25 protein-coding genes, 1 tRNA gene and 1 pseudogene are annotated in these 22,948 nt (G+C 70.4%); 11 read left to right on the forward strand and 16 right to left on the reverse strand.

Annotated features, from left to right (window positions below; translation table 11 throughout):
- Positions 1–56 precede the first annotated feature (56 nt).
- The 11 genes from tatC to G472_RS0103630 form a co-directional block, all read right to left on the reverse strand.
- Complete coding sequence (tatC, locus tag G472_RS0103580) at positions 57–869, reverse strand: twin-arginine translocase subunit TatC (protein WP_425387970.1); 813 nt, start codon at positions 867–869, stop codon at positions 57–59.
- Positions 866–1,402 carry a Sec-independent protein translocase protein TatB gene (tatB, locus tag G472_RS0103585; protein WP_029007281.1) on the reverse strand — a complete coding sequence of 179 codons (537 nt, stop codon included), beginning with the start codon at positions 1,400–1,402 and terminating at the stop codon, positions 866–868. The genes tatC and tatB overlap by 4 nt, the downstream gene beginning before the upstream one ends.
- A 95-nt stretch (positions 1,403–1,497) precedes the next feature.
- The gene (locus G472_RS0103590) at positions 1,498–1,788 is read right to left on the reverse strand and encodes a twin-arginine translocase TatA/TatE family subunit (protein WP_029007282.1); all 291 of its coding nucleotides are present in this window, start codon (positions 1,786–1,788) and stop codon (positions 1,498–1,500) included.
- Positions 1,789–1,891: 103 nt separating this feature from the next.
- On the reverse strand, positions 1,892–3,181 hold the full coding sequence (locus G472_RS0103595) for an ABC transporter ATP-binding protein (protein WP_084536408.1): 1,290 nt from the start codon (positions 3,179–3,181) through the stop codon (positions 1,892–1,894).
- 88 nt (positions 3,182–3,269) lie between these two features.
- Entirely contained in the window at positions 3,270–3,938 is a 669-nt protein-coding gene (gene scpB, locus G472_RS31030) for an SMC-Scp complex subunit ScpB (RefSeq protein ID WP_051340273.1), read from the reverse strand.
- Positions 3,939–3,987: 49 nt separating this feature from the next.
- Positions 3,988–4,776, reverse strand: a complete 789-nt coding sequence (locus tag G472_RS0103605) for a segregation and condensation protein A (protein ID WP_029007284.1) — start codon at positions 4,774–4,776, stop codon at positions 3,988–3,990.
- Positions 4,777–4,784: 8 nt separating this feature from the next.
- Positions 4,785–5,462, reverse strand: a complete 678-nt coding sequence (locus G472_RS0103610; protein WP_029007285.1) for a site-2 protease family protein — start codon at positions 5,460–5,462, stop codon at positions 4,785–4,787.
- A 14-nt stretch (positions 5,463–5,476) separates the two neighbouring features.
- On the reverse strand, positions 5,477–6,529 hold the full coding sequence (gene nagZ / locus G472_RS0103615) for a beta-N-acetylhexosaminidase (protein ID WP_051340275.1): 1,053 nt from the start codon (positions 6,527–6,529) through the stop codon (positions 5,477–5,479).
- The gene (locus G472_RS40485) at positions 6,516–7,499 is read right to left on the reverse strand and encodes an SPOR domain-containing protein (protein ID WP_029007287.1); all 984 of its coding nucleotides are present in this window, start codon (positions 7,497–7,499) and stop codon (positions 6,516–6,518) included. The genes nagZ and G472_RS40485 overlap by 14 nt, the downstream gene beginning before the upstream one ends.
- Positions 7,496–9,250: an arginine--tRNA ligase gene (gene argS, locus G472_RS0103625; RefSeq protein WP_029007288.1), complete on the reverse strand. Its 1,755-nt coding sequence runs from the start codon at positions 9,248–9,250 to the stop codon at positions 7,496–7,498. Before argS ends, G472_RS40485 begins: the two co-directional genes overlap by 4 nt.
- 3 nt (positions 9,251–9,253) lie before the next feature.
- Positions 9,254–10,468, reverse strand: coding sequence for a deoxyguanosinetriphosphate triphosphohydrolase (locus tag G472_RS0103630; protein WP_051340277.1), 1,215 nt, complete (start codon positions 10,466–10,468; stop codon positions 9,254–9,256).
- A 117-nt stretch (positions 10,469–10,585) separates the two neighbouring features.
- Between G472_RS0103630 and erpA the strand changes: the two genes are divergently transcribed.
- From erpA to G472_RS0103650, 4 genes and pseudogenes are all read left to right on the forward strand, one after another.
- Positions 10,586–10,936 carry an iron-sulfur cluster insertion protein ErpA gene (erpA, locus tag G472_RS0103635; protein WP_029007290.1) on the forward strand — a complete coding sequence of 117 codons (351 nt, stop codon included), beginning with the start codon at positions 10,586–10,588 and terminating at the stop codon, positions 10,934–10,936.
- Positions 10,937–10,953: 17 nt separating this feature from the next.
- A pseudogene (locus tag G472_RS31035) lies at positions 10,954–11,718 on the forward strand (exodeoxyribonuclease III); the annotation flags it as partial.
- A 139-nt stretch (positions 11,719–11,857) separates the two neighbouring features.
- Positions 11,858–12,430 carry a hypothetical protein gene (locus G472_RS0103645; protein WP_029007291.1) on the forward strand — a complete coding sequence of 191 codons (573 nt, stop codon included), beginning with the start codon at positions 11,858–11,860 and terminating at the stop codon, positions 12,428–12,430.
- A gap of 100 nt (positions 12,431–12,530) precedes the next feature.
- A tRNA-Ser gene (locus G472_RS0103650) sits at positions 12,531–12,621 on the forward strand.
- A gap of 313 nt (positions 12,622–12,934) precedes the next feature.
- Here the strand turns inward: G472_RS0103650 and G472_RS0103655 are convergent.
- Positions 12,935–13,951 (reverse strand): NADP-dependent oxidoreductase, encoded by a 1,017-nt coding sequence (locus G472_RS0103655; RefSeq protein WP_029007292.1) that lies wholly within the window; start codon positions 13,949–13,951, stop codon positions 12,935–12,937.
- 104 nt (positions 13,952–14,055) lie between these two features.
- On the opposite strand from G472_RS0103655, the gene G472_RS0103660 reads away from it, so the two are divergent.
- The gene (locus G472_RS0103660) at positions 14,056–14,955 is read left to right on the forward strand and encodes a LysR family transcriptional regulator (RefSeq protein WP_245593373.1); all 900 of its coding nucleotides are present in this window, start codon (positions 14,056–14,058) and stop codon (positions 14,953–14,955) included.
- Positions 14,956–15,128: 173 nt separating this feature from the next.
- On the opposite strand, the gene G472_RS0103665 is transcribed toward G472_RS0103660, so the two are convergent.
- Together G472_RS0103665 and G472_RS0103670 are read right to left on the reverse strand one after the other, a co-directional pair.
- Positions 15,129–16,811, reverse strand: coding sequence for a methyl-accepting chemotaxis protein (locus G472_RS0103665; RefSeq protein WP_029007294.1), 1,683 nt, complete (start codon positions 16,809–16,811; stop codon positions 15,129–15,131).
- Positions 16,812–16,982: 171 nt separating this feature from the next.
- Positions 16,983–17,840 (reverse strand): peptidoglycan-binding domain-containing protein, encoded by an 858-nt coding sequence (locus G472_RS0103670; RefSeq protein WP_029007295.1) that lies wholly within the window; start codon positions 17,838–17,840, stop codon positions 16,983–16,985.
- A gap of 127 nt (positions 17,841–17,967) precedes the next feature.
- Between G472_RS0103670 and phnF the strand changes: the two genes are divergently transcribed.
- The gene (gene phnF / locus G472_RS31040) at positions 17,968–18,738 is read left to right on the forward strand and encodes a phosphonate metabolism transcriptional regulator PhnF (protein WP_051340281.1); all 771 of its coding nucleotides are present in this window, start codon (positions 17,968–17,970) and stop codon (positions 18,736–18,738) included.
- A gap of 66 nt (positions 18,739–18,804) precedes the next feature.
- Positions 18,805–19,062 (forward strand): hypothetical protein, encoded by a 258-nt coding sequence (locus G472_RS0103680; RefSeq protein WP_029007296.1) that lies wholly within the window; start codon positions 18,805–18,807, stop codon positions 19,060–19,062.
- Between the two features lie 3 nt (positions 19,063–19,065).
- Here the strand turns inward: G472_RS0103680 and G472_RS0103685 are convergent, their stop codons facing one another.
- The gene (locus tag G472_RS0103685) at positions 19,066–19,452 is read right to left on the reverse strand and encodes a hypothetical protein (protein ID WP_029007297.1); all 387 of its coding nucleotides are present in this window, start codon (positions 19,450–19,452) and stop codon (positions 19,066–19,068) included.
- 105 nt (positions 19,453–19,557) lie between these two features.
- On the opposite strand from G472_RS0103685, the gene G472_RS0103690 reads away from it, so the two are divergent.
- Positions 19,558–20,148 carry an NAD(P)H-dependent oxidoreductase gene (locus tag G472_RS0103690; RefSeq protein ID WP_029007298.1) on the forward strand — a complete coding sequence of 197 codons (591 nt, stop codon included), beginning with the start codon at positions 19,558–19,560 and terminating at the stop codon, positions 20,146–20,148.
- A 3-nt stretch (positions 20,149–20,151) separates the two neighbouring features.
- On the opposite strand, the gene G472_RS0103695 is transcribed toward G472_RS0103690, so the two are convergent.
- Positions 20,152–21,573, reverse strand: a complete 1,422-nt coding sequence (locus G472_RS0103695; RefSeq protein ID WP_029007299.1) for a GH1 family beta-glucosidase — start codon at positions 21,571–21,573, stop codon at positions 20,152–20,154.
- A gap of 79 nt (positions 21,574–21,652) precedes the next feature.
- Between G472_RS0103695 and G472_RS0103700 the strand changes: the two genes are divergently transcribed.
- The 3 genes from G472_RS0103700 to G472_RS0103710 all read left to right on the forward strand — a co-directional run.
- On the forward strand, positions 21,653–21,895 hold the full coding sequence (locus G472_RS0103700; protein ID WP_342667906.1) for a twin transmembrane helix small protein: 243 nt from the start codon (positions 21,653–21,655) through the stop codon (positions 21,893–21,895).
- A 4-nt stretch (positions 21,896–21,899) separates the two neighbouring features.
- On the forward strand, positions 21,900–22,469 hold the full coding sequence (locus G472_RS0103705; protein ID WP_029007301.1) for a cob(I)yrinic acid a,c-diamide adenosyltransferase: 570 nt from the start codon (positions 21,900–21,902) through the stop codon (positions 22,467–22,469).
- Between the two features lie 189 nt (positions 22,470–22,658).
- Positions 22,659–22,948 (forward strand): electron transfer flavoprotein subunit beta/FixA family protein (locus G472_RS0103710; RefSeq protein WP_029007302.1); only part of this gene is annotated, 290 nt, incomplete at its 3' end.

Here is a 22,948-nt window from a genome sequence, read left to right on the forward strand (position 1 = left end):
AACAGCCCCTCTCCCGCCAAGGGAAAGGGGCTTTCTTCGTTGGTCGGCCGGGACGGTTACGCGGCTTCTTCGGTCGCCTCGCGTTCGGCGCGGCGCTTCTCGATGCCGATGCCGATCCAGATTGAAATCTCGTACAGCGCCAGCATGGGCAGGGCCAGACCGATCTGGGAGATGACGTCGGGCGGCGTCAGGATGGCGGCCACCACGAAGACGAAGACGATGGCGTAGCGCCGCTTGGTGCGCAGGGCCTCGGTGGTCAGGAGGCCGGCGCGGATCAGCAGCGTCAGCAGCACCGGAAGCTGGAAGGCGATGCCGAAGGCGAAGATCAGGGACATCACCAGCGACAGGTACTCGCCCACGCGCGCCTCGAACTCGATGGGCAGGGCGCCGGGATCGGTCACCGCCCCCGTCTCGAACCCCAGGAAGAAGCGCCAGGCCAGCGGGAAGACGAAGTAATAGACCATCGCCCCGCCCAGGAAGAACAGCACCGGCGTTGCCGCCAGGAAGGGCAGGAAAGCCTTGCGCTCATGCTTGTACAGGCCGGGGGCGACGAACAGCCAGATCTGGCTGGCGATGATGGGGAACGACAGGAAGGCGCCGGCCCAGAACGCCACCTTGATGTAGGTGAAGAACGCCTCGGTCAGGCCGGTGTAGATCATCCGCCGGTGCTGCCCCGCGAGGATGTCGGCCAGCGGCTGCACCAGGAATGCATAGATCCGGTCGGCGAAGGCGTAACACAGCACGAAGGCGACGATGAGCGCCAGCAGGGCGTACATCAACCGATTCCGCAGCTCGATCAGGTGATCGATCAGCGGCATCTTGCTGTCTTCCAGCTCGTCTTGGTTGTCCGAGGCCACGGGAGTCGTCACGCTGTCTTGTCCGGTGCGGCGGAAGTGGAAGCGGGAGCCGCAGCGACCGGCCGTTCGGTCGGCAGCGGTTCAGTCAACGACGGTTCGGTCAACGACGGCTTGGTCACCGGCGGTTCCGCTGCCGGCGGCAGGGTCACGGGCGGCTCGGTGGCGGTCTGCGGTTGCGCGGCCAGGACGCCCGCATCGGCCGGCGCCGCGGTGGCGGAACCGGCGTCCGCCGCCTTGGCGGCGGTCACGCCCTCAACGGGCGGAAGGTCGAAGGCGGCCTTCATCTTCCCGTCGGGATCCACCGCCTTCTCAAGCTCGCGCGTCACCGAGAAGTCACGCGCCTTGAGCGCCTGCTTCTTGATGTCGTCCAGTTCCGCCTCGCGCATCATGTCGTCGAGGTGTCCCTGGAACTCGCGGGCAACCATGCGCGCCTTGCGCACCCACTTGCCCACGCCGTAGACGGCCTTCGGCAGGTCCTTCGGTCCGATGATGACGAGCGCCACCACCGCGATGACCATCAGCTCAGGCCAGCCGATGTCTAACATGGTTCCTCGGACTTACCCGCGGCGCCCCGAAGGCGCCGCGGCTTCGTATGGGGTCAGGCGTCTTTTGTCGATGCGTCGGCCGCAGGCGGCGCGGATCAGGTCCGCGCGGCCTCGTCCTTCTTCACGGCCGGCTCGCCGACGGGCTGAGCGGGCTGGGCCGTCTGCGCCGCCGCAGCGGGCTGGGCGGGCTGGACCGGCTGGGCGGTCTGATTCGGCAGAGCCTTGCTCTCGCCATCCTCGGCCTCATCCCCATCCTTCAGGCCGGCCTTGAAGTTCTTGATGCCCTTCGCCAGGTCGCCCATCACCTTCGGCAGCTTTCCGGCGCCGAACAGCAGCAGAACGATGACCAGAACGATCAGCCAGTGCCAGATACTCGTAAATCCCATGGTACAGTGTTCCTGAGCGGTCGGCCCCCGATTGGAGCGGCACTATGGCAGAAAGGCCATGCGGCCGCAACGACAGGGTACCGGGACGGTACGGTTTCCAGCCTTAAGTGGGGGCTTCGGCGCGAAAGACGAAGGCTTGTTTGCGATCCAGTGTGATCGAAACGTGACTTTCCTCGGCCGGCAGGAACTGGCCGGGCATGCGGGCGTGCAGATGCACCGGCCGCCCCGCCCCGCCGGGGATGCTGAGATGGACCAGGCTGCTGCGGCCCAGCAGGCGCGCCGCCATCACCCGCGCCAGGATGGGCAGCGTCCCGCCGGGTGCCAGGTCCTTGGGCACCGGTGCGAGATGGAGCGCCTCGGGCCGCACCAGCACCTCCACCGGCGTTCCGTCGGCAAGCCCGGCCGGGGCGGCCAGGGATCCCACCGCCGTATCCACCGCACCGCCGCGCACGGTGCCGCTCAACCGGTTGACCTCGCCGAAGAAGGCGGCGGCGTAGGCTTCCACCGGGCGGGTGTAGAGATCGACCGGGCAGCCGAGCTGAACGATCCGGCCGCCTCGCATCAGGGCGATGCGGTCGGCGAGGAACATGGCCTCCTCGGGATCGTGGGTGACCAGCATGGTGGCAGCGCCGTTCTGCTTCAGAACGTGCAGCGTCTCGTCGCGGACCTGTTCGCGCAGGCGGGCGTCGAGACCGGAAAACGGCTCGTCCAGCAGCAGCACCGCCGGATCGGGGGCCAGGGCGCGGGCCAGCGCCACCCGCTGCTGCTGCCCGCCCGACAGATGGTGCGGAAACGCCTCGGCATAGCTGTCCATGCCGACCTGGCGCAATGCCTCCAGCGCGCGGGCCCGCTGCGCCGCCGCCGGCCGGCCGGACAGGCCGAATCGCACGTTGTCGAGCACGCTGAGATGCGGAAACAGGGCGTAGTCCTGGAAGACCAGGCCGATGCCGCGCCGCTCCGGCGGCACCTCCGCCCCCGGCTCGGCCATCACCCGGCCGCCGATGCGCACGACGCCGGACTGGAGCGTCTCCAGCCCGGCGGCGATTCGCAGCAACGTGGACTTGCCGCACCCCGACGGGCCGCACAGGCAGACGATCTCGCCTGCGGCGATGGTCAGATCCACGGCGTCGACGGCCAACGTGGCGCCATAGCGATGACGGACGCCCAGCAGCGCCAGCGCCTCGCGCGCCATCGCCGCCGGCACCGGGCGGGCGCCCAGCGCGTCCACCCTCCCGTCCCCGGGCGCGGTCACGGGGGCGGCACGGCACGGCGCATCGCCGGCGGGCGCGCCCTCCCCCCGTCCGAACCAGGCGGCGGTGCGTTCGCGCAGCGTTCCCGCCCGGCTCTGCGGTCGGTCGGGGTCGGGCCCCCGGGCGAAGGCACTGGAGTCCATGAGGCGCTGGTTCCTATGCGAATGGTTCGCAGTCACAATAGCGCAATGGTCCCCGTTAAGGAACCCCTGCCTCAATGACCCAGATCAATCAGGGGGTTTTCTTATCCCCGTCGTCGCCATCACCGTCACCATCGCCGTCATTCCCGTCCGCCGCCGCCTCTTCATCACGGTCGAGCGCGCCGACGCCGTACAGCACGGGCCGGGAGTCGAGCAGGCCGGCGGCCCGCAGGTCGTCCAGCCCCGGCAGGTCGCGCAGGCTCTCCAGCCCGAAATGATCCAGGAAATGGTCGGTGGTGATCCAGGTCAGCGGCCGGCCCGGCGTCTCGCGCCGTTTGCCGGGGCGGATCCACCCCTGCTCCATCAGCAGGTCCAGCGTTCCCTTGCTGGTGGCGACGCCGCGGATCGCCTCGATCTCGCCGCGGGTCACCGGCTGGTGGTAGGCGATGATGGCCAGCGTCTCGACGGCGGCGCGCGACAGCTTGCGCGCCACCTCCTCCTCAAGGCGCAGGTGCGGCGCCAGGTCGGCGGCGGTGCGGAAGGCCCAGCCGGCACCGGTGCGCACCAGGTTCACCCCGCGCGGGGCGTAGTGGCGGCACAGCTCGTCCAGAAGACCGGCCACGTCGGCGTCGGCGCCCAGGCGGGCGGCCAGCGCCGCCTCCGCCACCGGCTCGGCGGAGGCGAACAGCAGGGCTTCGATCAGGCGCAGGCGATGAATCCTCTCTTCGATCGCCTGCGGGTCGGTGACGTCCCGGATCATGAACCTGCCTCGGTGGATTGGCGGCCTGCGGGCCGGTGTTCGGGTCCTGTCACTGCTCCTCCTCCCCCGGCGCCCGCCGGCGCACCCAGATGGGGCCGAAGGCGCCGTCCTGGTGCAGGTCGGCCTGCCCGGCCTTGACCAGCTCCAGCGCGGCGGCGAAATGCGCGGCCAGCGCCGAACGGTCGAGCAGCGGGTCCCGCACGCCCGCGGGCAGGAAGGTCTGCAGCATCGTCCAGTCCGGCATGCGGCCCAGCAGCTCCTCCAGGCGGTGGACAGCATCCTCGATGGAGTAGAGGCGCATCGGCTCCACATGCAGGACGGCGGTGTCCTTGCGCCGCTTGTGCCGGCCATAGGCGCTCAGCAGATCGTAGAGGGAAACCCGGTAGACCGCCGTACGGGCAATGTCCACCTCCTCCGGCGCGCCGCGGGCGAAGATGTCGATGCCCAGCCGCGGCCGCGCCATCAGCCGGGCCGCGGCATCCTTCATCGCCTCCAGCCGCTGGAGCTGGAAGGCCAGCGCCGCCGCCATCTCCTCTGCCGGCGGCTCCTCCTGGTCGGGTTCGGGCAGCAGCAGGCGCGACTTCAGGTAGGCCAGCCACGCCGCCATCACCAGGTAGTCGGCCGCCAGTTCCAGCCGCACCCGCCGCGCCTCGGCGACGAAGGCCAGGTACTGGTCGGCCAGCGCCAGGATGGAGATGGTGGTCAGGTCCACCTTCTGCTCGCGCGCCAGCGCCAGCAGCATGTCGATCGGCCCCTCGAACCCGTCCAGGTCGAGGACGAGCTGCTCCGGCACCGCCGGGGTGCGCGCCTCGTCTTCCCGGAAGTCGCCGGCCCCCATGGCGGTCCCTACCGGTTGCCGGTCAGGCCTTCGATCAGGCCGATCAGGAACTCCACCGGCGGCCAGACGATCCAGGCGAAGACGTTGAGGTCCAGGCCCAGCTCCCGGCCGATCATGGGCATCAGGAACAGCGCCCCCAGCAGGATCAGGATGCCGAAGCGCTCCAGCCGTGCCAGCGGATAGGCCAGCGCGTCCGGCAGCAGCCCCACGGCCACCCGCCCGCCGTCCAGCGGCGGCAGCGGGATCATGTTGAACACCGCCAGGATCACGTTCACCAGCACCGACACCTGCAGCATGAACTTCAGCCACAGGGAGAACAGTCCGGCGTCCGGGTCGACGAAGCCCGACAGGAAGGACGAGATGATCGCCAGCGCGACGTTCGTCCCCGGCCCCGCCAGCGCCACCCACACCATGTCCGTGCGCGGGTTGTTCAGCCGGCGGAAGTCGACCGGCACCGGCTTGGCCCAGCCGAAGACGAACCCGGTGGTGAAGTACATCAGCGCCGGCAGCAGCACGGTGCCGAAGGGGTCGACGTGACGCAGCGGGTTGAGCGTGACGCGGCCCAGGCGCTTGGCCGTGTCGTCGCCGTAATGCCAGGCGACGTAGCCGTGCGCGGCTTCATGCATCGTGATCGCCAGGATCGCCGGAAGGGCGACGGCGGTGATGCGGAAGATCATTTCCTCCAAGGTCGGGCCCTCCTTCAGGCCGCAGCGCCGGCGAGCAGCGCGTCCATGCGCGCCCGCAGCCCGGCGGCGTCCACCGCGTCCACCGGTCCGGGAACGGCGCGGGCCCGGGCCCAGCGCCGGACGGCGGCGTCGGAGAGCGGGGGCGCCACCGCCACCACCTCCTTCATTTCGTGCATGTCGCCGTTGCAGTGAAGGGCCACGTCGCAGCCGGCGTCGAGAACCGCCCGCGTCCGTTCCCCGGCACCGCCGGTCAGGGCCCCCATGGACAAATCGTCGCTGAACAGCAGCCCGTCGAAGCCGATGGCCGGCCCGCGCACCACCCCCTCGATCACCGCCCGCGACGTGCTGGCGGGTCCGTCCGGGTCGATGGCGTTGAGCACCACATGGGCCACCATGGCCAGCGGCAGGTCGGCCAGGGCGCGGAACGGCGCGAAGTCCGTCGCCTCCAGCTCGGCCCGCGTGGCGTCGACCACCGGCAGTTCGGCGTGGCTGTCGGCGCAGGCACGGCCGTGGCCTGGCACGTGCTTGACCACCGGCAGCACGCCGCCGGCGATCAGACCTTCTGCCGTCGCCCGGGCCAGCGCGGCGACCAGCGCCGGGTCGCGGGCGAAGGCGCGGTCGCCGATCACGTCATGGGCCCCGTCCACCGGCACGTCGCACACCGGGGCACAGTCCACGTCGACACCCAGGGCGCCCAACATCCCGGCGATCAGCCGGCCGTTCAGGCGCGCCGCCTCCAGCCCCGCGACGGGGTCCCGCTCCGCCAGCGCGCCGAAGGCGCGGGCCGGCGGGTGGGCCGGCCAATGGGGCGGGCGCAGGCGGGCGACACGCCCGCCTTCCTGGTCGATCAGCACGGGCGCGTCGGCACGCCCCGCGGCGTCCCGCAGGTCGGTCACCAGGGCGCGCACCTGGTCGGGCGTCTCGCAGTTGCGGCGGAACAGGATGAAGCCGAAGGGGTCGGCGTCGCGCAGGAACGCACGCTCCTCCCCGGTCAGCCGCGGGCCGGCGCAGCCCAGCACGACGGCGCGCGGCCGCTGCCCCGGCGGGAACGGGTCACGGACGGACAACCACGCACCCCACGTTCTGGCTCTTCAGTTCGGTGCAGATGGCGCGGGCCCGGTCCTCGTCCACGCTGCCGGCGCGCACCCGATAGTAGACTCCGCGTTCCCCCAGGTCGGCCCTGGTGAACTGCGGGGTCAGACCGGACAGCGCGCCGGAGTAGCGGCTGGCCAGGCGTTTCCATTCCGCTTCCGCCTCCGCCTCGCTGCGCACCGAGGCAAGCTGCACCCGCCAGCCCCCGGCGGGGGCCACCGGGGCCGGCGGCCGGGCCGCCGCAACCGCCGGGGCCGGAGCCGGTGCCGCCGAGGGAGCCGGTGCCGCCGCGGGCGCGGCGGCGGGCGGCGGAGCCGGCGGCTTCGGGGCGGGCGACACACGGGCCGGCGGCGGCGCAGCCGGCGCCTCGCGGACCGCCGGCGGCAGGGTGAAGGCCGGCTCCTCCTCCGGGTAGTCGTCCTCCACCGGCATGGGGATGGCCGTCACGCGGACGTTGGCGGCCGGCGGGATCGGCTCCTCCGGCACCTCGCGGGGCACGGTGGCGGTGGCGCCCGGCGGCGGCACGATCTGCGCCACCGACGGCGCCACCGGCACGGGCGGCGGCGGCGGCACGGCGGGCGTCACCACCGGCCGCGGCAACGGCTGCTCGGGCGGCGGCAGCAGGCGCTCCACCGACGGCCCGCGGGGGCCGGGGTTGAGGCGGTCGTACACCATCTTGTCCTGGTGCGGCACGTCCATGCCGCCCGGCTCCTGCGGACGCATCTTGGTCGGCGTGGCGTCGGCCTGGATCAGCGGCACGCCGCCGGACTGGACGACGCGGTCATCGCCGCCGCCGAAGCCGATGACGATGATGCCGGTGAACAGCACCACCGCCACCGCCGCCGCGGCGAAGGTCAGCAGACCGCGGCGCCCTCGCCGGCGTCCCGGCTGGAACCGGCCGTAGGCATCCGCGGCGAAGGTCGCATCGGCCTCGAAACGCGTCATCGCATCTCCTCCACCGGTTCCACCCCCATCACGCCCAGGCCCGACGCGATGACCGTGGCGACCGCCGTGATCATGGCAAGGCGCGCCAGCGTCGCCGGCTCGTCCCCGTCCACCAGGAAGCGCAGCGTGGCGTCGTCACGGCCCTTGTTCCACAGGGCGTGGAAGTCCGATGCGAGGTCGTAGAGGTAGAAGGCGACGCGGTGGGGCTCGTGCGCCTCGGCGGCGGCCTCCACCAGGCGCGGCCACAGGGCCATGCGCTTGATCAGCGTCAGCTCCGCCTCGTCCTCCAGGGGGCCGAGGTCGACCGCCGCCAGCGCCGCCGGCGAGAGATCACGGCCCGGCATCGCCCCGGCGGCGTGGCGCAGGACGGAGCGGCAGCGCGCGTGGGCGTACTGGACGTAGAAGACCGGATTGTCCTTCGACTGCTCCTTGACCTTGTCGTAGTCGAATTCCAGCGTCTGGTCGTTGCGCCGGGTCAGCATGATGAAGCGGACGATGTCGCGCCCCACCTCGTCGATCACGTCGCGCAGGGTGACGAAGGTGCCGGCCCGCTTGGACATCTTGACCGGCTGGCCGTTCTGCATGAGGTGGACGAGCTGGCAGAGCTTGACGTCCAGCGCCGCCTTGCCCTCGGTGATCGCCGCGGTCGCCGCCTGCATGCGCCGGACATAGCCGCCGTGGTCGGCGCCCCACACGTCGATCAGGGTGGAGAAGCCGCGCCGGCACTTGTCGTGGTGATAGGCGATGTCGTTCGAGAAATAGGTGAAGGAGCCGTCGGATTTCTTCAGCGGACGGTCGACGTCGTCGCCGAAGTCGGTGGAACGGAACAGGGTCTGCGGCCGCGGCTCCCAGTCGTCGGGCTTCTTGCCCTTGGGGGGCTCCAGCACGCCGACGTAGATCAGGCCGCGGTCCTCCAGCGTCTTCAGGGCGACGTCCACGGCCCCGGCGGCGACCAGCGCCCGTTCCGACGTGTAGACGTCCATGGTGATGCCAAGGGCGCCGAGATCGTCGCGGATCCACTCCATGATCCGGGCGATGGCGAAGTCGCGGCAGGCGGGCAGCCAGTCCGCTTCCGGCGCGTCGAGCCAGCGCGGCCCGTCCTGCGCCGCCAGCGCCTGGCCGACGTCCTTCAGGTACTCGCCCGGATAGAGACCGGCGGGGATGTCGCCGATGGCCTCGCCCAGCGCCTCCCGGTAGCGCAGGTAGGTGGAGCGGGCCAGCACCTCCACCTGGGCGCCGGCGTCGTTGATGTAGTACTCGCGGGTAACCTTGTGGCCGGCCTTCTCCAGCAGCGCCGCCAGGGCGTCGCCGAACACGGCGCCGCGGCCGTGGGCGGCGTGCAGCGGCCCCGTGGGGTTGGCGGAAACGTACTCCACGTTCACCGGCGCGCCGCGGCCCAGGTCGCTGTCGCCGTAGGCGGTGCCGGCGGCGAGGATGTCGGCAATGCGGGCGCGCCACACCGACGGCGCCAGGCGCAGGTTGACGAAGCCGGGGCCGGCGATCTCCACCGCCGTCACGCCGGGGTGCGCCTTCAGCTTCTCGGCCAGCAGCTCGGCCAGCTTGCGCGGCGGCTGGCCCGCGGGCTTGGCCAGCACCATGGCGGCGTTGGTCGACAGGTCGCCGTGCGCCGCCTCGCGCGGCGGCTCCACCGTCACGCGGGCGGTGTCGAGGCCGGCGGGGAGCCGGCCCTCCGCCGCCAGTTCCTCAAGGATCGTGCGGACGTCGTTCTCGAAAGCCTTGAAGATGTTCATCGGTCAGGTCTTGGCATCCATGTCGAAGAGTCGGGCGTACTCGGCCAGGGCGAAGCGGTCGGTCATGCCGGCGATGTAGTCGGCGACCAGGCGCGCGCGCACCGCGGGGTCCCCCCCGGCCGCACCGTTCTGTGCCTCCAGCTCCGCCTGCCACTGGGTGGGCAGGCAGTTGGGCTCGGCCATGAACAGCTCGAACAGGGCGCGCACCACGCGCTTGCACTTGCTCATCTCCCGGTTCACCCGGTAATGGCGGTACATGCGCTGCTTCAGGAAGGCGCGCAAGGGCCGTTGATCGGCCAGCATCGGTTCCGAGAAGGCCACCACCATGTGCGGCGCCGCCCGCACCTCGGCGGCGGAGGCCGGCCGGAGGTCGGCCAGGCGGCGGCGCGTCTCGGCCAGCAGGTCGCCGACCATGCGGTCGATCAGGCGGCGCACCGTCTCGTGGATCAACCGGCTGCGCTCCAGCCCCGGATGGCGGTCGCAGACCTCGCGCACGATGGGACCCAGCATGGGCAGTTCGGCCACCTCGTCGACGGAGAACAGGCCGGCGCGCAGGCCGTCGTCGATGTCGTGGTTGTTGTAGGCGATGTCGTCGGCGAGGGCCGCCACCTGCGCCTCGGCCCCGGGGTTGGTCCCCAGTTCCAGGTCCCACACCGCACGGAAGGCACGGATGGTGACGGGCAGGTCCGTCCCGGGCGGCGGGGGCAGCAGCGGGCCGTTGTGCTTGACCACCCCCTCCAGCGTCTCCCAGGTCAGGTTCAGCCCGTCGAAGTCGGCGTAGCGTCGCTCCAGCCGGGTGAGGATGCGCAGGGTCTGGTCGTTGTGGCTGAAGCCGCCGTAGGGCTCCATGCAGGCGTTCAGGGCGTCCTCGCCGGCATGGCCGAAGGGGGTGTGGCCCAGGTCGTGGGCCAGGGCCACCGCCTCCGCCAGGTCCTCGTTCAGGCCCAGCACCCGGCTGATGGAGCGCGCGATCTGCGCCACCTCCAGGCTGTGGGTCAGGCGGGTGCGGTAATAGTCGCCCTCGTGATAGACGAAGACCTGCGTCTTGTATTTCAGTTTGCGGAACGCCCCGGAATGGACGATGCGGTCGCGGTCGCGCTGGAAGCACGACCGCGTCGGGCTCTCAGCCTCGGCCACCAGCCGCCCGCGGCTCCCCGCGGGGATGCAGGCGTAGGGCGCCGGGGGAACCGGTCCATCGGGTTGCACGGTTTCGCTCATGGCGCGGACACTACCGCCGGGCGTCGCGCCGCGCCACCCCCTTTGCGAATCCCCCGGACCGGCTTACATTCCACCCTTGAGGGTTTCCAATCGCAGTGCAGCAAGGGGGTCACATCCATGTCCGATACCGCCACGGCGGAGCGGGTGCTCCACATCTCCGACAGCGCGGCCCGGCGGGTGGCGTTCCTGGTGGAGCAGGAGGGCAAGCCCGGCACCATGCTGCGCCTGACCGTGTCGGGCGGCGGCTGTTCCGGATTCCAGTACGGCTTCACCTTCGACGATGCCGTGAACGCCGACGACATCGTGTTCGAGAACGGCGGCACCCGGGTGGTCACCGACGACTGCTCGCTCGACCTGCTGGACGGCGCGACGCTGGACTTCGTGGAGGACCTGATGGGCGCCTCCTTCCAGATCCGCAACCCCAACGCCAAGTCGTCCTGCGGCTGCGGCAGCTCCTTCGGCGTCTGAGCGGCGGACCGTCCCCCGTGAAGATCGCCACCTGGAACGTGAATTCCGCCAAGGCGCGGCTGCCCCTGATCCTGGACTGGCTGCGCGCGGCATCCCCCGACGTCGCCCTGTTCCAGGAGATCAAGTGCGAGACCGCGGCCTTCCCCGCCGCCGCCTTCGAGGACATCGGCTACCACGTCACCGCCGTTGGGCAGAAGACCTACAACGGCGTGGCCCTGCTGTCGAAGACGCCGGCCACCGACGTGCTGGACCGCCTGCCGGGGGAGCCGGAGGACGCACAGGCGCGCTATGTCGAGGCCACCGTGGGGCCGCTGCGCGTCGCCTCGCTCTACCTGCCCAACGGCAACCCCGCGCCGGGCGACAAGTACGACTACAAGCTGCGCTGGATGGACCGGCTGATCGACCACACCCGCGGCCTGCTGGCCCGCGAGGTGCCGTTCGTGCTGGGCGGTGACTACAACGTCATTCCCGAGCCGCGCGACGTCTACGACCCCGTGGGGTGGAGCATGGACGCCCTGTTCCGCCGCGAGACGCGGGCGAAGTTCCGCACGCTGGTCAACCTCGGCCTGACCGACGCCTACCGCGCCCTGCACGACGACGACGAGGCGTACACGTTCTGGGATTACCAGGCCGGCTGCTGGCCGCGCAACCGGGGCCTGCGCATCGACCATTTCCTGCTGTCGCCGGGTGCGGCCGACCGACTGGCCGGCTGCACCATCGACCGCCGCCCGCGCGCGGCCGAGAAGGCCTCGGACCACACGCCCGTGGTGCTGGACCTGGATGTGGAACGGGACATCGAACGGGACATGGCGACCGGCAACGCCAATCCCGGCTAAATCTTTCATAAAGAGTGCATCGCGTATCAATAGCGATCTATGAGGGCGTTGCGCCCGGTCCGGAAGGGCATGCGGGATCACGGACATGGTGTGGAGGCGGAGTTACGGTCGCGAAGAGGTCCGCGAACTCCTGGGCGCGCTGGAGGCCCAGGCGCGCGACGCCATGGCCCTGGCCGAGCGGGCGCAGCGCGACATGGACCAGGACCGTTTCGCCTCCTTCCTCGACTTCCGCAAGAAGGTGGAGGAGGTGCGCGCCCTGCTGGCGCTGACCGAAGAACGGTTGCGTGGCCTGACCGACCGCAGGCTGGACGACCTGCGCGCCGAGTTCGAGCGGATGGACATCCTGTTGACGGGCCTGCTGGTGAAGTCCATGCGCGATTATTTCGCCGGCATGCGCGACGACCAGGTGCTGCCGATCGGGGCGCGCGAACTGTTCGAGCCGGAAGTGCGCAATCTGGAACAGATCCGCACCAAGCTGACCCGGCCGCCCTTCGCCGAGCGGATCGGTGACGGCGTCATGGCCGACCTGGAGGAAACCCTGGCACTGATCCGCAAGACCATCAGCCGCGCCCCCGCCCTGCCCGACTTCTCCGACGCCCCCACCGCGCCCAAACCGCTGAAGCGCCTGCGCAACCTGGCCCGCACCATCCGCAATTGAGACCGTCCCGCGGGCGTTGCCGGCCTGCCGGGAATCCCCCTGACAACCACCCTTGACCGCCACCGCCGGTCCCCCTACAACCGGTGCCGCGCTCCGGTAAGGATGGGTGGCCGAGCGGTTTAAGGCAGCGGTCTTGAAAACCGCCGTGGGTTAACAGCCCACCGTGGGTTCGAATCCCACCCCATCCGCCATTTTGACTGAATGAGCCCGATCTGCGAACGGCTTACCGTTGAACGCCTCCGACGGCTCTCCGCAGCCCCATATCTGAATACGACATGCGCCCCCGGCCATCCATGAAGGGACGTGCGCTATCGCCGTCAAATGTGTGAATGCCACCTCTCATACCTACAGCATCAGAATGATGCCGTAGGTCCACCCCTATCGATCAATGCAATGCATTGATCTGACGGGTTTCACGGCCGGAAACAGTGGAACGGATCTTTTCCCGACCGTATCAGACAAGAGGCTCCGCACTCTTTTGTGATAGAGACTCTGTTCTTCAGTTTACACGGCCGTCAGGACAATCTTGCCCTGGATACTGCCGCGGGCGGCGCGCTCGTGTGCGTCGGATGCATCGGCAAGCGGGAACGTGCTGTCCAGGACGACGCGAACGGTCCCGTCATCAAGCAGGGGGGCCGCTTGCGCCAATTGCGCACCGCTCGAACGGACCTGCGTCGTCGAGACGGTGACACCCAGCCTTTCGGCTTCGCCGTAACCGGCAAAGCCCATCGGATACACCGGGAACAAAGCGCCGCCCCGCTTCAGGGTGCGCAGGAAGCGACCGGTGTCAGCACCGCCAACGGTATCAAGGACGAGATCCACATCGCGCACGACCTCATGGGCCGCCGTCCCGGTGTGGTCAATGAACCGGTCAGCGCCGAGATCGCGCATCAGCTCCTCATTCTTGCCCGAAGCCACGGCGATGACTCGAGCGCCCCGCCACGTCGCAAGTTGCACCGCCAGGTGGCCGACTCCGCCGCCGGCTCCGTTGACGAGAACCGTTTTGCCGGCCAGCGGCACCGGTGCATGCCTGGACGCCTGGAACGGATTCGGCTCGTCGTGGCCCAACTCGATCAGGAACTGCCAAGCGGTGAGCAGCGACATGGGGGCGCCGGCCGCGTGGATATGATCGATGCCGGCCGGCTTCAGCGCCAGATCCGATGCCGGGACGCTGACATATTCGGCATAGGCCTTGCTGCCCTCCATGACATCACGGGGAAAGCGCACCATCGCAAAGACCTCATCGCCGACGCGGAAACCCTCCACACCATCGGTGACGGCCTCGATGACGCCGGACACATCCGATCCCGGGATGAGCGGAAACGTGGGACGCGGCTGCCATTCCGGAGGAAGCGATCGGTAGCCATCCCGAAGATACCAATCCGGCGGGTTGAGGCCGATCGCATGGACGCGGACCAACACCTCGCCCGGTGCCGGAACGGGCCGCGGCGCATCCTCGTAACGCAGCACCTCGGGACCACCGAATGCGTGCAGCCGGACCGCCTTCATCATCTCGACCATGAGCCATTCCCTCCCGGATTCCAATGCCTGCCGGAGATGTAGCCCATTGCTCGGGAGTTGATAATCGCGCCCATATTCGCTTTAGTTATTCCATGAAGGAACAAATGACGCTTGAACGACTGACCGGCCTGATCGCCTTCGCCCGCGTCGCCTCGTTGGGCAGCTTCACCGCGGCCGGCCGGGCCCTGTCGATTTCACCGTCGGCGGTCAGCAAGAGCGTGCAGCGGCTGGAGCAGACCCTCGGCATATCGCTCCTCTCCCGCACCACACGTTCGCTGACGCTCACGCCGGAAGGGCGCGATGTGTATGAGCGTGCGCTTCGGCTGCTGCGCGAGGCCGACGAGATCGGGCAGTTGGCGATGACCGCGCGCTCGGAACCGTCAGGCACCCTGCGGATTGCCGCTTCTCTGCCGATCGGTATCCATATGATCGCTCCCGCGCTGCCGGAGTTTCGCCGGCTTTATCCCAACGTCATGGTCGATCTTCGCCTGAGCGATCACTTCGTCGATATTGTCGAAGAGGGCATCGACATCGCGGTGCGGATCGGTGAACTCGCGGACTCGCGATTGTTGTCGTGCCGGCTCGGGCCCCATCGATTGTGCTGCTTCGCATCGCCGGCCTATCTGGCGGCGCGCGGCGTTCCCTCGCATCCCGACGATCTGGCGGGACACGAGACCACGAACCTCCGCTATCAAAGCAGCGGCCAGCTCTTGCGCTGGCCTTTCCGCCTCGGTGATCGCGAACTTGAAATCGTGCCGCCGTCCGGCATTATCGTGGATGCCAGCGAAGCGCTGATTGCGACGCTGGTTGCCGGTGGCGGCATCGGAATCAGCGCGCACTTCATCGCGGCTCCCTACGTCGGGCGCGGCGAACTGGTGCCGGTTCTGTCCGACTATGCGGTCGAGCAGCACAAGATCACCGCGGTCTGGCCGGAAAGCCGCCGTGCCAACCCGGCCGTGCGTGCCTTCCTGGCCTATCTGCAGGCGTCCTTCCGAAACGGGTAGCGCCTCCCGAATACATCCATCGTTCCCGGCAGCGTGACAACGGCCGCAGGCGGCGTGGATCGGGATGTGCCTTCGGGCCGGAACCGGGCGTTCTCCGTCCGCTCCGTCCCGAACGCGCAAACCATCCGGCCGCAGGTGGCGCCGGCGATTCCTTCGACGCCGCCCGCGCGCCGTTATGCGCTGCGCACCTGCTGGATGAAGTGTTCGACCTCGCGGCTGAGATTCTCGGAGTCGTGCAGCAGCGCACGCGACGCCTCCAGGACTTCGGATGCGGCCTTGCCGGTGCCTTCGGCGGCGTGCTGGACGCCGGCGATGCTGGAGGAGATCTCCTCCGTCCCCTGCGCCGCCTGCTGGACGTTGCGGGCGATCTCGCGCGTTGCGGCGTCCTGTTCCTCGATGGCGGCGGCGATGCCCGCGGCGATCTGGTTGATCTCGCCGATCGTCTGCGTGATCGTGCTGATCGCCCCGACGGCACCGCCGGTGGCCTGCTGCATGGCGTCGATCTGCGCCGAGATCTCCTCCGTCGCCTTGCCGGTCTGGTTGGCCAGGTTCTTCACCTCGCTGGCCACCACGGCGAAGCCCTTGCCCGCCTCGCCGGCGCGCGCCGCCTCGATGGTGGCGTTCAGCGCCAGAAGATTGGTCTGGGCGGCGATGGAGTTGATGAGTTGCACCACGTCGCCGATGCTCCTGGCCTGATCGGCCAGGGACTGGATGGTAGTGTTGGTGGTCTGCGCATGGTCGGCGGCGCGCCGGGCGATGGCCGCGGACTCGTTCACCTGGCGGGTGATTTCGCCGATGGAACTGGCCATCTCCTCCGACGAGGCGGCGACGGTCTGCACGTTGGCCGAGGTCTGCTGCGTCGACGCGGCCACCGCGGTCGCCTGCACGCGGCTCTCGTTCGCCATGGCCGACAGGGTTTCGGAGTTGCCGCGCATCTGCGCGGCCGCCGTCGACACCTGCGCCACGACGGTCTTCACCGACGCCTCGAACCGGTCCGCCAGCTCGTGCATCAGCCGCTTGCGCTCCTCCTCGGCGCGCGCCTTCCGGGCGTCCTGCTCGGCCCGCAGACGGTCGGCCTCGATCAGGTTCTCCTTGAACACCTCCAGCGCCTTGGCCATGGCGCCCACCTCGTCACCGCGGTCCAGCCCCGGGACCTGCACCGTCTTATCGCCGCCGGCGATGGACCGCATGGCATTGGTCATGGTGCGGACCGGCGTCGACACCCCGGTGATGATCAGCCAACAGGCCAGCGCGGCGAACAGACCGCCGCCGCCCATGGCGGCGACCATCAGCAGACGGGTCTGCTCGAACAGCGCGTTGCCGGCCCGGTTGGCCGCCGCCGCCCCGTCCGTGTTGACCCGGGTCAGGCGCCCCAACGCCTCCTTGACCTTGTCCATGTCCTCGCGCGAGCGGCCCTTGAACAGGGCGATCGCCTCCCCGTCGCGGTGCTGGGCGGAGAGCGCGACCAGCTCCCGGCTGGTGGCCATGTAGGCCTCCCACCGGCGCTTGTAATCCTGATAGCGGGTTCGCTCCTCCGGGCTCGCGATCAGCGGCTCATAGACCGCCTCGGTCTCCCGCAACTTGCTGAGGTACCGGTTCATCAACCCGTCCGCCTCCGCCAGCTCCTGCGGGGTTTGGGCCAGGATGTGCCGTGCTTCGGTGACGCGGTAATCCGACGTGGTGGTGTCGATCACACCCGTCCACCGGGTGGACGGGAGCCAGCTCTCCTCAAGTTCCGTCGACAAGCCGTGGATGGCGGCGATGCGGTCTATGGCGAACAGCCCCAGGCTGACGATCAGGATCGCCAGGACGGAGAAGGCAAGCTGCAGCTTGGATCGGATGGTAACGGAGTTCATGGCGTTCCGGCCTCTCACTCGTCGGCGGACAGTTCGGTGCGCCCGCCCGGACGGTCCCGGAACCATAACGACCATTGCCTGATATGCAATTGACTTTAATCAAATCTTTGAATGCATAACACTTAATGGTTGCTCGCTACCGCCTCCGCTACCGCTGTTCGCGCACATCCCTTACCGTCCACGACCGCGCGAACCCGACGTCAGCGGCGGAAGCGGGCCGGCGGTCAGTTCGTCGCGCGGCGCGGTGAAGGTCGGCTCGCGCCGCCGCACCGTCGGCGCCGCGCCGCGCATCGACGGTGCCGCCGCCGGTCCCCGGTCCACGGCGGGAACGGCGCGGCCGCTGCGCCACCACGCCACTCCCAGGACGCCCACCGTCGCCGCCAGCACCGCCATCACGGCGTAGCGCACCCAGCCGGGAATGGCGGAGCCCTCGTCACCGGTCGACAGCGCGTTGGCCGCGACGGTGCGGCCGTCGGCGGTGGTGGCCGTCACCGCACCGGATGGGGCGGCGCGCGGTGCCGGGTCGGCCCCGCCGACACCGCCGGCACCACGGACGACCGGCCCCAGGGGCACCGCGCCGTCGCCGCCCGCGGCCTGGACGTCACCGGTGCGGGATGCGGCGCGGGGCACCACCTCACGCTCGGGCGCGCGGGGAGCCTGGCCGGGGCCGCCGCCGCCGGGTCTCTGGGTCGCCAGGTTGCCCACCGTGGCCGGAGCCGCGGCCGAACGCTCGGCCAGCATGCGGTCGATGGTGGCGCGGTCGAGCTGGCCGGTGGTCGGCAACCCGACCGACTTCTGGTAGGCGCTGAGCGCCGACCGGGTCTCCGGCGTCATCTGACCGTTGGGGCGGCCACCGATCTTGAACCCCTTGTCACGCAGGATCGTTTGCGCCCATTGGATGTCGGCGGCGGATGGCTGCTGCGCCGACACCGGGGCGGCCGGCAGCAGCGTCAGCCAGACCGCCGCCAGCACGCCCGCCACCAGCAGCCGCACCGGCCGCCGACCCGGCCGCGTCCAACCGTATGCCATCGAATCCCCCGTCCCGCTGTACCGGCTTGCTGAAAAGCACAATCGGTTTAGTTACCAGATTGCGGCGGTTTTACGGGTGAGATTTTTGCAGCCCGGAAGTGCCGCAGCGACGGGAGGAAACGCGGCGATGAACGGGTCGCAGGCCGGCGCGCCACCCCTGTGGCGGCGCATAGCCGACCGTTTGGGCGAGGAGATCGACACCGGCCTGTGGCGGCCCGGCGACCGCCTGCCCTCCGAAGCGCAGCTTGCCACCCGCTTCGGCGTCAACCGGCACACGCTGCGCCGCGCCGTGGCCGAGCTGGCGGCCGCCGGCCGGCTGCGCGTGGAACAGGGGCGCGGCACCTTCGTGCCGCCCATGCCGCTTCTGTACCGGCTGGGCCACCGCACCCGGTTTTCCGAGGCGGTGCTGCGGCAGAACCGTCAGCCCGCGTGGGACCTGGTGCGCGCCGACATCGCCCCGGCCCGCGGTCCCGTGGCGACCGCGCTCGCCCTGCGTGACGGCGAACCGGTCATCGTGCTGGAGACGCTGGGCACCGTCGACGGCCGGCCGGTGCTGCTGTCCGACCACCGCTCCCCGGCGGAGCGCTTTCCGCGCCTGATCGACGCCTTCCGCAGCGAAGGCTCCATCACCGCTGCACTGCGGCGGCTCGGGGTGGAAGACTACACGCGCCGGTCGACGCGGCTGGCCGCCCGGCCGGCCGACCCGCAGGAGATGCGCCTGCTCGACCTGGCGCGCGGCGCCCCGGTGCTGGTCAGCGAAGGCGTGAACGTCGACCGGGCCGGCGTGCCGATCCAATGGAGCCTCACCCGCTTCGCCGCCGACCGGGTGGAGATCGTGGTGGACGGCGACCCCGGTGACGCTACCGCCGAATCCCCCGCCGCACCGCCCGCCCGGTAACGGACGCCATCGCGAAAGCGTGGTATGGTGCCCCGGTCGACCGCGCAAGAAGGGGGGAGTGCCGCCATGCCGGGGATCGCAAGACTGGCCGCCATGGCGGCGGGAGCCGTTCTGCTGGTCGGCTGCGGCAACCCCTCCCACCGGGAATACACGGCGCGCGCCGATTCCGCCCTGCTGGCCTTCGACGAGTGCGATTACGAGATCGACACCCTCATGCGGCTGCGCGGCTATCCGCCCAACCCCCTGCCCGAAACGCCGCAGGCCGGCTACCGCAAGGTGGTCTTCGACCAGTGCATGCGCCGCAAGGGCTACGACGCGGATTGACGCTTACAACGGCGCCCGGCCCATGGCCAGGTACAGGGCCAGCCCGATGAGGGCGCCCGCCACCACCACGCCGACATAGAAGCGCACCGGCAACGGCACCCGCTCCCGGCCCCGGTGCCGGTCCCGGCGGCGCGGCCGGGGTGCCGCCGGCCGCCCGGTGGGATCGTGCAGCTTCAGGAGCTTCCAGTTGAACTCCATGCCCTCGTAGGCCGAGTCGGGATTCAGCTCCAGCTCGATCAGGCGGAAATAGGCGCGCGGATTCAGCTTCACCATCAGCGCGAAGCGCGCCTCGGCCGGGGCCAGTTCCTCCCCCACCTCCAGCGTGGTCCAGCCTTTGCCGCGCGCCTTCTGTATGGCGTACCGGGTGGGATGGGGCGTCGGGGCGGGCATTGCGGGGACGGCCGGTGGTGGAACGGAGCGCGGTCGCGACCGGTATAGCACGCGCCGGGCGGCCGGCGCCCGTGCTACCGTGCCGTCCCCGCGACCGGAGGTTCCATGCGCGTCCAGGCCATCCTCGCCCACCCCCTGCCCGACAGCTTCGCCGCCGCCGTCCACCGCACCGCCGTCGCCGCGTTGCGCACGGCCGGGCACGAGGTGGTGGAGACCGACCTCTACGCCGAGGGATTCGAGCCGGCGCTGACCGCAGCGGAGCGCGCCGGCTACTTCAGCGATCCCTACGACGCCGGGGCCGTGGGACCGCTGGTGGAGCGTCTGCGTTGGTCGCAGGCGCTGGTGCTGACCTTTCCCCACTGGTGGTTCGACCAGCCGGCGATCCTCAAGGGCTGGTTCGACCGGGTGTGGGCACCGGGGGTGGCCTTCCGCCACGACCGCGAGGGCGGCCGCATCGTGCCGCTGCTGACCGGGCTGGAGCGGGTGACGGTCCTGACCTCCTTCGGGTCCCCCTGGTGGCTGGCCGAGCTGTACATGCGCAACCCCGCCCGGCGCATCCTGAAGCGCGGCGTGCTGGCGGCGTGCGCGCCCCGGGCGCGGCTGCGCTACCTGGCGCTCTACGACATGGACCGTGCCACCGCCCGCCGCCGCGCCGCCCATCTCGCCGCGGTGGAGACGGCGGTGGTCAAGCCGTAAGCCTCACGCTGCGACGCCGTTGCGCCGGATGACGTCGGCGTACCAGTGGTAGCTGGCCTTGGGGGTTCGCTCCAGGGTGTCCCGGTCGACGCGCACCAGGCCGAAGCGGCGGGCGTAGCCTTCCGCCCACTCGAAGTTGTCCAGCAGCGTCCACACCAGCCAGCCGCGCAGATTCGCTCCCTGCGCCAGGGCCGCGTGTCCGGCCAGCAGGTGGGCGCGCAGGAAGGCGATGCGCTCGCCATCCTCCACCGCGCCGTCCGGGCCGGGCCGGTCGTCGTAGGCAGCCCCGTTCTCGGCCAGCACCACCGGCGGGTTGCCGTAGCGGTCGCGCAACTCCAGCAGCACCTCGGTCAGGCCGCCGGGCTCCACCGGCCAGCCCATGGCGGTGACCTGCGTGCCCGGCGGGGGCGGGCCGTAGCCGGTGCCGAACAGGCCGCCGGGATCGGGCTGCTGGTGCATGCGGCTGTAGTAGTTGACCCCCAGCCAGTCGACGGGCTGGCGGATCGTCTCCGGATCGCCGGCCCGCAGCAGCGGCCCCACGTCGGCCTCCAGCAGGTCCGGATAGCGGCCGTGGAACAGCGGGTCGAGGCCGGCCCGGTTCCACACCGCGTCCCACAGCGCCGCCGCCCCGGCGTTCTCCGGCCGGCCGCCGACGGGAACGGACGGCTGGACGCACAGCACAGTGCCCAGACGCCACCGACCGCCGCCGGCGGCGCGCAGGGCCTGAAGGGCCGTGCCCTGCGCCAGGTTCTGGTGGTGCAGCGCCGCCATGCAGGTGGCCCGGCCGGTCAGGCCGGGGGCATGGCCGCCGGTGCCGTGACCGAAGATGGCGACGACGCCCGGCTCGTTCAGCATGGCCCAGTGGGTCACCCGGTCGCCCAGGCGCCGCGCCACGGCCACGGCGTAATCGGCGAAGCGGCCGGCGATGGCCCGGTCGGTCCATCCGCCCCGGTCCTGCAAGGCCTGCGGCAGATCCCAATGGAACAGGCACGGCCAGGGCTCCACGCCGCTCTCCAGCAGGGCATCCACCAGCCGGTCGTAGAAGTCGAGCCCCGCGGCGTTGACCGGCCCCGCCCCGTCCGGCATCACCCGCGGCCAGGCGACCGAGAACCGGTAGGCACCCATGCCGGCGCGCGCCATCAGGGCGACATCCTCCCGGTAGCGGTGATAGTGGTCGCAGGCCACGTCGCCGGTGTCGCCGTCGCGCACCTTGCCCGGCGTGCGGCTGAAGGTGTCCCACACGCTGGCGCCCCGTCCGTCCGCGGTCACCGCCCCTTCGATCTGGTAGGCCGACGTCGAACAACCCCAGAGGAAGCCGTCGGGAAAGCGCGCCGTGACCGGCTCCGCCGCCGGCAGCCGCCGGGGTGACGCGGCCAGGGCGCCGACCGCCGTCGCGGCGGCCGAGAGGAAGGTGCGACGTCTCATGCGGGGGGCCCGGTGCGGTTGGTGACACCGCCCCTAGATGGCGATGCCGGGGCGCCGGGCAATACCGAACGGTGCCGCGGTGCCGAAGCCACTGGTCCCCGGCACCGTCCGGCTCTATATCGGAACGATGAGCGGCTTTTTCCTGATCCTCCTGGCCCTGGCGATGCTGGCGGTCCTTGCGTCGCTGCTGGCCGGCGTGTTCCTGATGGCGCGCGGCGGCGAGTCCAACGAACGCCACTCCAACCGGCTGATGCGCCTGCGCGTCACCCTGCAGGGGGTGGCCCTCGTGCTCTTCCTGCTGGCCATTCTCACGGCTGATTGAACCCATGGTCCGATTGACGCGCATCTACACACGCGGCGGCGACAAGGGGCAGACGTCGCTGGGCAACGGCGAGCGGGTGCCCAAGCACGCCCTGCGCGTCGACGCCTACGGCACGGTCGATGAAGCCAACGCCGTCCTCGGCCTGGCCCGGCTCCACACCGCCACGCTGGCGGAGGAGGACGCGATGCTGGCGCGCATCCAGAACGACCTGTTCGACCTCGGCGCCGATCTCTGCACGCCGGAGGAGGAAAACCCGGCCTATCCGCCGCTGCGAATCACGGACTCCCAGGTGGACCGCCTGGAGCGCGAGATCGATTCGATGAACGCCGAACTGGCGCCCCTCAACTCGTTCATCCTGCCCGGAGGCACGCCGGCCGCCGCCCACCTGCATCTGGCGCGCACCGTGGTGCGGCGGGCCGAACGGCAGATGACGGCGCTGGCCGACCACGAACCGGTGGGCGCGCCGGCCATCAAGTACGCCAACCGCCTGTCCGATCACCTGTTCGTCCTGGCCCGCCGGCTGAACGCCGGGGGAACGGCGGACGTTCTGTGGGTGCCCGGCGGCAACCGCTGATCGTTGCCGGCGGCGGTGTGCTCGCCACCGCGGTCCGGGCAACGTTGACAGCTTATCCGGCAAATCCTATGGTCCGACGCGCTGCAATATGAGCGTCCCGAATTCCGGTGCTCGGCAGGGATCGGTCAGGGCCATGGACGCGCCTTGCGTTTTCCGGACCGGCGAGCCCAATGTTGACAAGGGTCGGACATGAAAATCCTCGTCCCGGTGAAGCGGGTGGTCGACTACAACGTGAAGGTCCGGGTGAAGGCGGACGGCACGGGCGTTGAGACCGCCGGCGTCAAGATGTCCATGAACCCCTTCGACGAGATCGCGGTGGAAGAGGCGGTCCGCCTGAAGGAGGCCGGCAAGGCGACCGAGATCATCGCCGTCAGCCTCGGCGTGGCGCAGTGCCAGGAGACGCTGCGCACCGCGCTGGCCATGGGTGCCGACCGCGCCATCCTGGTGCAGACCGACGCGGAGCTGCAGCCGCTGGCCGT

The sequence above is a fragment of the Azospirillum halopraeferens DSM 3675 genome (assembly GCF_000429625.1).
GTDB classification, from domain to species: domain Bacteria; phylum Pseudomonadota; class Alphaproteobacteria; order Azospirillales; family Azospirillaceae; genus Azospirillum; species Azospirillum halopraeferens.